Raw genomic sequence first — 7,222 nt, 5'->3', positions numbered from 1 at the left:
ATGATGAGCAGTCGCCATCAGCAGGCCAAGCGGAGTTTATCATCGCCAAACACCGTAATGGTTCGCTTGAAAATGTAAGGTTGAAGTTTGTTGGAAATCTAGGTAAATTTGATAACCTTGAAGAGTATAGTGGAAACTTCGATGACTTACCTTCCAAAATGAATCACGATGATAATCCTTTTCAAACGAAAAACCTACCATCGCCCAATGAAGCATTTGGTAGTAATTTGAATCAAGAAGAGGATGATGAGATGCCTTTTTAAGAATAAAAAATAAAATTCGCTGATTCAAGCGAATTTTTTTTTAACTTTTTAGGTTGAATAAAACAATGTATATTTGATTTATAAAAACAGCAAAATGCCTCTAAGAAAGTTACTCCTTTTAATGGTAATCCTGATTTCCTTTTCATCAAAAGCTTCTTTTATTTTGTTGCCAATGGATGAAACCACGCAACAAAATCATCTGAAAGCTTATGGAATAACCTATTGGTGTATCGATAAAAAATACAAAGCCAGTTGGTTGCTAAATTATCGCGGCGGTTCATTTTTGCTAGCTGATGCTCCAGAAATCAGAAAAGAATGCCAGATCCGTGGTGTTAGTTTTGAAGTATTGAGCGATGCCGAAGCAAATCAGATTTTGGAACAGATATCAAGCCCTTCACAAAATATGGAGGCTGTTGTCCTCGAAAAAGCACCTAAAGTTGCCGTTTATACCCCAAAAGGGAAACAACCTTGGGACGATGCCGTAACGCTGGTTTTGACTTATGCTGAAATTCCATTTACACCTATCTATGACGAAGAAGTTTTATCAGACCAACTGCTGCTTTATGATTGGTTGCATTTGCATCACGAAGATTTTACTGGGCAATACGGAAAGTTTTTTGGCTCTAATAGAAATTCACCTTGGTATATAGAACAAAAGAAAGATTCTGAAATTTTGGCAACCAAACTCGGTTTCAAAAAAGTGTCGGAAGAGAAAGGAGCTGTAGCCAAAAAAATTAGGGATTTTGTTATTGGAGGGGGATTTATGTTTGCGATGTGCTCTGCCACCGATAGTTTTGATATAGCTTTGGCTGCCGATGGAGTTGATATTTGCGAATCGATGTTTGATGGAGATGCTAGCGAACCTAATTATCAATCCAAAATAAATTTCGCCAATTCGTTTGCTTTCAAAGATTATGTTTTGAGCAGAAAACCGGAGCATTATGAATTTTCGAACATTGATATGACCGAAAAAAGAATTATTCCAATGGAGAAAGATTATTTTACTTTGATGGAATTCTCGGCCAAATGGGATCCAATCCCGAGTATGTTGTGTCAGAACCATACGCAATTAATCAAAGGGTTTATGGGACAAACTACTGCTTTCGATTCGAATCTAATAAAATCGAATGTATTGATTATGGGCAGTTGTGAGCTTAATGGCGAAGCACGTTACATACACGGGGAAAAAGGCAAAGGAATGTACACTTTTTTTGGTGGACACGATCCCGAAGATTATCAGCACAGAGTAGGAGATCCAGTAACAGTTCTCGATTTACACCCCAATTCTCCAGGCTATCGTTTGATTTTGAATAATGTGTTATTCCCAGCAGCGAGAAAAAAGAAACTTAAAACATAAAATGAACTATGATTTTCCATTCATAATTAGTTTAATCGGATTACTATTATTATTGATTAATGCAATATTATTGGGTTTTTATATCCAAATGAAAATTTCTTTTTATCCCATTATTATTTTATTATTCAGTTTATTTTACTGAGTTTGTTTTTTAGTCGAGTATTTATGAATACGTTTTAAAAAAAAATGGTTTATGTCAATTTACTCCGAAATTAGGTGGTCATTTTGAATTGGAATCAGGTGCTCACTTTAAATTGGAATTGGGTGGTCAATATCGCTGGAATTTGCATCAAGTGAAAAGAATCAATGCGTTAATGCAGACTTGCGGCTTTTATGACGAATCGGGCGAGTTTACTTATCGCGTTGGGTTGCCTGGAAAAAGCGGAATTGGCGGAGGTATAGCCGCTTTGTATCCCAAGCATTTTTCGGTTGCCACTTGGTCGCCAAGACTCAACGAAAAAGGAAATTCTGAATTTGGAATGGCCGCTTTAGAATTGTTTACTACAAAAACCGGGAAGTCAATTTTTTAGAATCGAAAAGAATAGAAAACCCCAAATTTTATTTTTTTTGGAACAAAGGTGAAATAGTCGTAGGGAATGATTTTTTATTCTAAAATCAGGAATTCTTCTTGCAAAAATCTCTTTTTATTTTAAGGTATTAATTTAAGTAAAATTCCATCCAATTAGGAATATGATCTGAAATCATTCTGGCCTCTTGCAAGGAATTGAAGTTTTTATAAAAAGGAATTATTCCCGCATTTATAATCCTGATCTTTGAATAATTATAAAACATATTGTCAAATTCCGAAGCGAGGCAATTCCCGTTTTGGCACTCTTTTTTTAAAGAGGTTTTCTGATTGATTAAAATGGATTTATACCCCATTTTCTTCAAAGGGTTGAAAACCGTATGCGATTGCGGACAGTTGAAATCCCCCACAAAGATTAAATTCAGATTGGGATATTCCGCGGGCAGGAATTTGAAATATTTAATCTCCGTTTCGGGTTGTTTGCTTTTGGTTATGGCGTGAAAATTGGCTACGGTGAATTGTTTGTGGTCGTATTGAAACGTACAGAAATAGGGTTCGCGGTCAATTTCTAAATGGTATTTCTTTTCAAGCCAAGCCCTTCCTATTTTCTTGATTTTGCTGGTTTTCCAGATAAAAGCATACCGCTCCGTTTTGTAAGCACTACTGCTTGTTGGATCGCTGATGACATAATCCCATTTGGCTCCTTTGCGGTTGAGTTCATCGGCGAGTTTCGCCACAGCTTGCGCACCTCCGTCACCTGCCACGACTTCCTGAATGGCGACAATGTCATAATCTTTGACCGTGTTGGCTATAAAACTGATTTCGTCAGTTGATTTCGATTGCCCTAAGTTTTCTATGTTCCAGGAAATGAGTTTGACTTGGGAAAAGAGGGTAGAGGTGAATAGGAAAAGGAATAATAAGATGGAATATAGGATTTTCATTTTTTGTGATTGTAATAATTTCAAATTGGCTTTAGCCAAAACAGTCTTATTTATCCGCATATTTTTGAAATCCATATTTGATTATAAATTCATCGTATTCTTCATCAAATGTTTTTTTGCTGTGGTGCTGCTCTTGATTTTTGATATAATTCCTCACTTTGTCTAATACAGACTCGCTCACAGACACAGCAAAATACTCGTCCTGCCATTCGAATTTATTCAAGATTAATTTTTGATTATTCATCCAAAAGGAAGATTCTCCTTTTATTAATTGCATTACTTTTTGAATGGTTTGGTCAACTCCAAGAGAAATCAAGCAATGACAATGTTCAGAATATCCATTGATAAAATCAATATGGATTCCTTTTTCTTTTGCATTTTCGCGGATATGATTCCACATAACTTGTCTTATTTCTCGGGTTTCTAGAAATGGCACTCTGTTTTTTGTAGACCAGACAAAATGAATGTAAACTTTTATAAATGGCATAATTTAAAGATATTCATTTGATTACTAATTTTCAATATAAATTTCGGCTAAAGCCAGATCATTATCAAATTTTAATATTCCTCCAACTAAAGCTGGAGGCAATTCAAATTTATTCTCTAAATCTGGGGGCTAGTCAAATGTATTGAAATTTTTATTTCTAATTGTTTTCTGAGCCAATTTGATTCAATTTTCGATTGCCTCTAGCTTTTCATTGCCTCCAGCTTTGAATTGCTAGCTTTGAATTGCTAGCTTTGCATTGCCTCCAGCTTTGCATTATCGCTCAGCTTTTAATTGCCTCCAGCTTTAGCTGGAGGAGGAAAATGAATAGCATCCCAGCAAGGCTTTAGCCGAAAAATTCAATCATAATTTTCATATTCTCCTATAGTTGAAAGCTATTCAATATCGAATTTGATAAAATCTTATTTGTTTAGATAATAGTAAAATCATTAGGGTTTTTATCTGGATTTTCTCGTAAATAGGTTATTGAATCCAACTCCACGCCTTTTTCCAGTTTCCCTAAGTCATCAGTGGGGTACAACCATTTATTTTTAGTTTCGTTGTCCTGCTTGATTTTCGATGGTTTCTTGATTTTTTTTCCTGTTATAGTTTCATTTTCCGCTAGATCTTCATTTAGGGTTCCTTTTTCATTTACCACTATAACTTCCCGAACCGTTATGATTTCCTTTACCACTGGTTCTACTTTGAGTGTTATATTTTCAAGTGGTGTTACAGCGTCATCCGTGATTCGACTATTGTTTGGGTTGTTATGTTCAACTTGTTTAGGGGTTGTTTTAGAAGGCATTAATGATAGTAATAAACCAAGTCCGACTATTACATCTATACCGTTCCAAATAGTTCTGCCCAATGCAATTTTAACCAAGGGCTGAAACAAAATAGCCAGACCGATATAAATGAATACAGCATTCGTGTTCCTTTTTTGACTGGCAAAATAAGCCAAATAGGCAAAAGCAAGCATCGCCAGAAAACGCACCAATTGGTAATAGTCGTAAGGCATATCGAGTAGACAGAGGAATAGGAGTACTGCTAGGATGATTTTTATATAGCTAATGTGCATAATGCAAGTGTTTTTTTGAAAAAAGTTCGGATGTAAAAATTCGATCGGGCAAATAAATGGGATAATGTCAAATACAACTGGTATTTTACTCAATGGGACAACGCTATTGCTATTGCTGCGATTTAGATTCCTGTATTCGCAGGAATTTGTCTTAATCCTTTTTGAAATTGACAATACTCTTGGTGATTACAACGAAAAACTAATTTCAAAATTGTTCTCTCTGGTCTAAATCCATTTTGAAAGTGATTATGCAATTGCAATTAATACGATTAAGATTCCTGCGTTCGCAGGAATATGGTCTTAATCCTTGTTGAAAGTGACAATACTGTCGATATGAATATTATTTAGATTCCTGCGTTCGCAGGAATATGGTCTTAATCCTTGTTGTAATGGATGATGGTCTCGGAGAGGCTATTGCAGAACTTTACGTCCAAGCCTGCGATTGTCTTAATCCTTGTTGTGATGGATGATGGTCTCGGAGTAGTTCTATTGTTGACCCTACAACAAAGAGGCCTAAAGTCTTAATCCTTGTTGTAATGGATGATGGTCTCGGAGAGTCTTTAACTTCTTTATATGCTACCAATGAAGAATAGTCTTAATCCTTGTTGTAATGGATGATGGTCTCGGAGACTTTAAATCAAATTTTTTAGCGCTTCGTTTTTTAATCTCTTCTTGGAGCGATTTGGCATTTTTCAGGCTGTCTTTCGTATTTTTTTTGAGGATTTCATCGTCATCAAATTTGTAAATTTGATTGTTGATTTTGTTGTTGTTATTGTAGATAATTGGTTGTGGTTTTTCTGTTTTTGGGTTACAGAAAAGAGAGAAGCAGCAAAGGATAAGTAATTTTGTTAGGTTAAGTTTTTTCATTTTTATTTTAGATATAGGTGATACAGGGATTGGCAAATTGTATTTGAATCTTGGCATTTTATTTTTGAATTTATTTCGGAGTCTTTTTTCTCCCTATTATATTGCTTTAATGGAGTGATATTTTAAATCATCCCAATATAAATGGCATCCTCAAGAAAAACCCTGAAGAGGTAGACAAATTAAAACACATCAAAATGATACTGACAATAGACAAAGTCAAAATAATGATTTTCTATTTCGGAAGCTTTCATCAGGGCTACAAATTCGTCTAAAGTCACTCCAAAATATTGATGCATCGCTTGCAATTTGATTTCTATTTCGAGTGTTTTAGTCATCTCATCATAACCTAGAGAGATAATGTTGCGGTCGTTTATGGTATATCGATTCATAGTATTTTACAATTATTCAACAAATCTAAACCCAATAAAAAGTGCATCCTTACGAGAAACCGTAAAGCGACAAAAAAAATGAAAAAAAAATTAAAGAATCTAAAAAAATAATCGATAAACTCAAGAAATTTCAAGCCTCAGTATTAAGACAGGAGTATTAAGTATTAAGACAATTTGAAAGCATAAATCTCTCGAAATCTCTAACCTCTAACTTCTAATTTCTAATTTCTAACCTCTAAAATCACACTAAGCCCAGATCTTTGGCAATAGCTATGAGATGCACGTTATTATTGGCCTTGAAGAATATTTTGAGCTTGTTGATGCGCTTTTCGATGCTGCTGCTACCATTAGGAATTATCCCTGAGTTTTTGAACTCCAATGCAATTTCATCCAAAATCAGTCCTTTGGATAATGATTTTAGAAGCGAAATATCGTATGCTTCAATTTCGATTAGGGATTTGTCTCTTAATGCGTGGGATAATTCGGTAGAAATAATATTTGTTTTTTTGTTAAATACACCCTGAATAGCTTTTATAAGTTCTGGAATACTATTTCGTCCCTTGGCAACAAAGGCATCAATACCCAAATCATTAAAAAGTGATTTTATCCTAAAGGATTTGTCTTCGATGGAGAAAACTACTATTTTGATAGTGGGTTGTAGTTTTTTTACGGCTGCAATCAATTCGTCTCCAGAGTTTAATTGATTCTCTCGATGATCGGTTTTGAATGATAAATCGCTAATTAGCAAATCATACGGTGCGTCGTTAAGGAGTGCTTTTTTTACTTTCAAAAAAGCATCATCGCAGTATTTGGCATGGTGAATTTCCGAAACCGAAAGTTCCTCCAATGCTTGTCCAACCGTGATACTGATACTGTCTAAATCTTCGGCTACTAAAACTTTATTAAACATAATGATACTAGTTATAAGGGAATTGTGAAACTTGTTTTGAACCCTTTGTCAGGTTTAGTGTCAAAAGTAATAGTTCCATTTATAGCTAGAATACGGTTTTCCACATTCTGCAGTCCATTTTTTAAATTTATTTTATCAAAAGCTGCTCCAAGCCCGTTATCACTATAATCTATTTGTAATTTATTTTCATTTTTTTTGAAAGCGACAACGACCAAACTACATTGAGAGTGCTTTTTCATGTTTACGAGTAGCTCTTGCAGCACACGATAAATTATAATTTTTTTATTGGTTTCCAAAGCATTCCAGTTCACTGAATCCATACCAGTAATCAAGACATTGACCGCCTCAGTATTGAAACTGGATAGCATCTCTTTGAGACCTGCCACAAAATGCAACTCGGTGTCAAT

At 34.9% G+C, this 7,222-nt stretch carries 7 protein-coding genes, 2 pseudogenes and 1 CRISPR repeat array; of the genes and pseudogenes, 3 read left to right on the top strand and 6 right to left on the bottom strand.

Annotated elements, in window-relative coordinates:
- The 3 genes and pseudogenes from ACIQ1E_RS13190 to ACIQ1E_RS13180 form a co-directional block, all read left to right on the top strand.
- A pseudogene (locus ACIQ1E_RS13190) lies at positions 1 to 263 on the top strand (replicative DNA helicase); the annotation flags it as partial.
- Positions 264 to 357: 94 nt separating this feature from the next.
- A complete protein-coding gene (locus tag ACIQ1E_RS13185; RefSeq protein ID WP_396171778.1) occupies positions 358 to 1,620 on the top strand; it encodes an asparagine synthetase B in 1,263 nt (420 codons plus the stop codon).
- Between the two features lie 293 nt (positions 1,621 to 1,913).
- A pseudogene (locus ACIQ1E_RS13180) lies at positions 1,914 to 2,150 on the top strand (glutaminase); the annotation flags it as partial.
- Between the two features lie 127 nt (positions 2,151 to 2,277).
- On the opposite strand, the gene ACIQ1E_RS13175 reads toward ACIQ1E_RS13180, so the two are convergent.
- From ACIQ1E_RS13175 to ACIQ1E_RS13150, 6 genes are all read right to left on the bottom strand, one after another.
- Positions 2,278 to 3,087, bottom strand: a complete 810-nt coding sequence (locus ACIQ1E_RS13175) for an endonuclease/exonuclease/phosphatase family protein (protein ID WP_396171777.1) — start codon at positions 3,085 to 3,087, stop codon at positions 2,278 to 2,280.
- Positions 3,088 to 3,133: 46 nt separating this feature from the next.
- Positions 3,134 to 3,574 carry an IS200/IS605 family transposase gene (tnpA, locus tag ACIQ1E_RS13170; protein WP_396171775.1) on the bottom strand — a complete coding sequence of 147 codons (441 nt, stop codon included), beginning with the start codon at positions 3,572 to 3,574 and terminating at the stop codon, positions 3,134 to 3,136.
- A gap of 427 nt (positions 3,575 to 4,001) precedes the next feature.
- Positions 4,002 to 4,649, bottom strand: coding sequence for a DUF6804 family protein (locus tag ACIQ1E_RS13165; RefSeq protein ID WP_396171774.1), 648 nt, complete (start codon positions 4,647 to 4,649; stop codon positions 4,002 to 4,004).
- Positions 4,650 to 4,872: 223 nt separating this feature from the next.
- A CRISPR array of direct repeats spans positions 4,873 to 5,279; the repeat unit is 38 nt; unit sequence GTCTTAATCCTTGTTGTAATGGATGATGGTCTCGGAGA.
- A gap of 416 nt (positions 5,280 to 5,695) precedes the next feature.
- Positions 5,696 to 5,905, bottom strand: a complete 210-nt coding sequence (locus tag ACIQ1E_RS13160; RefSeq protein WP_396171773.1) for a KTSC domain-containing protein — start codon at positions 5,903 to 5,905, stop codon at positions 5,696 to 5,698.
- Positions 5,906 to 6,146: 241 nt separating this feature from the next.
- Positions 6,147 to 6,815 carry a response regulator gene (locus tag ACIQ1E_RS13155; RefSeq protein ID WP_396171772.1) on the bottom strand — a complete coding sequence of 223 codons (669 nt, stop codon included), beginning with the start codon at positions 6,813 to 6,815 and terminating at the stop codon, positions 6,147 to 6,149.
- An 11-nt stretch (positions 6,816 to 6,826) separates the two neighbouring features.
- A partial coding sequence (locus tag ACIQ1E_RS13150) for a sensor histidine kinase (protein ID WP_396171771.1) occupies positions 6,827 to 7,222 on the bottom strand: 396 nt, incomplete at its 5' end.

It is taken from the genome of Flavobacterium sp. (assembly GCF_044348915.1).
GTDB lineage: Bacteria > Bacteroidota > Bacteroidia > Flavobacteriales > Flavobacteriaceae > Flavobacterium.
Note: the sequence above shows the minus strand (reverse complement) of the source record. Positions and strands in the feature narration are given on the sequence as shown.

What these genes read in the sequence shown, in the direction of transcription:
- tnpA (WP_396171775.1), bottom strand. Translation starts at nt 3,574, where the DNA reads ATGCCATTTATAAAAGTTTACATTCATTTTGTCTGGTCTACAAAAAAC.
- ACIQ1E_RS13155 (WP_396171772.1), bottom strand. Translation starts at nt 6,815, where the DNA reads ATGTTTAATAAAGTTTTAGTAGCCGAAGATTTAGACAGTATCAGTATC.
- ACIQ1E_RS13185 (WP_396171778.1), top strand. Translation starts at nt 358, where the DNA reads ATGCCTCTAAGAAAGTTACTCCTTTTAATGGTAATCCTGATTTCCTTT.
- ACIQ1E_RS13175 (WP_396171777.1), bottom strand. Translation starts at nt 3,087, where the DNA reads ATGAAAATCCTATATTCCATCTTATTATTCCTTTTCCTATTCACCTCT.
- ACIQ1E_RS13165 (WP_396171774.1), bottom strand. Translation starts at nt 4,649, where the DNA reads ATGCACATTAGCTATATAAAAATCATCCTAGCAGTACTCCTATTCCTC.
- ACIQ1E_RS13160 (WP_396171773.1), bottom strand. Translation starts at nt 5,905, where the DNA reads ATGAATCGATATACCATAAACGACCGCAACATTATCTCTCTAGGTTAT.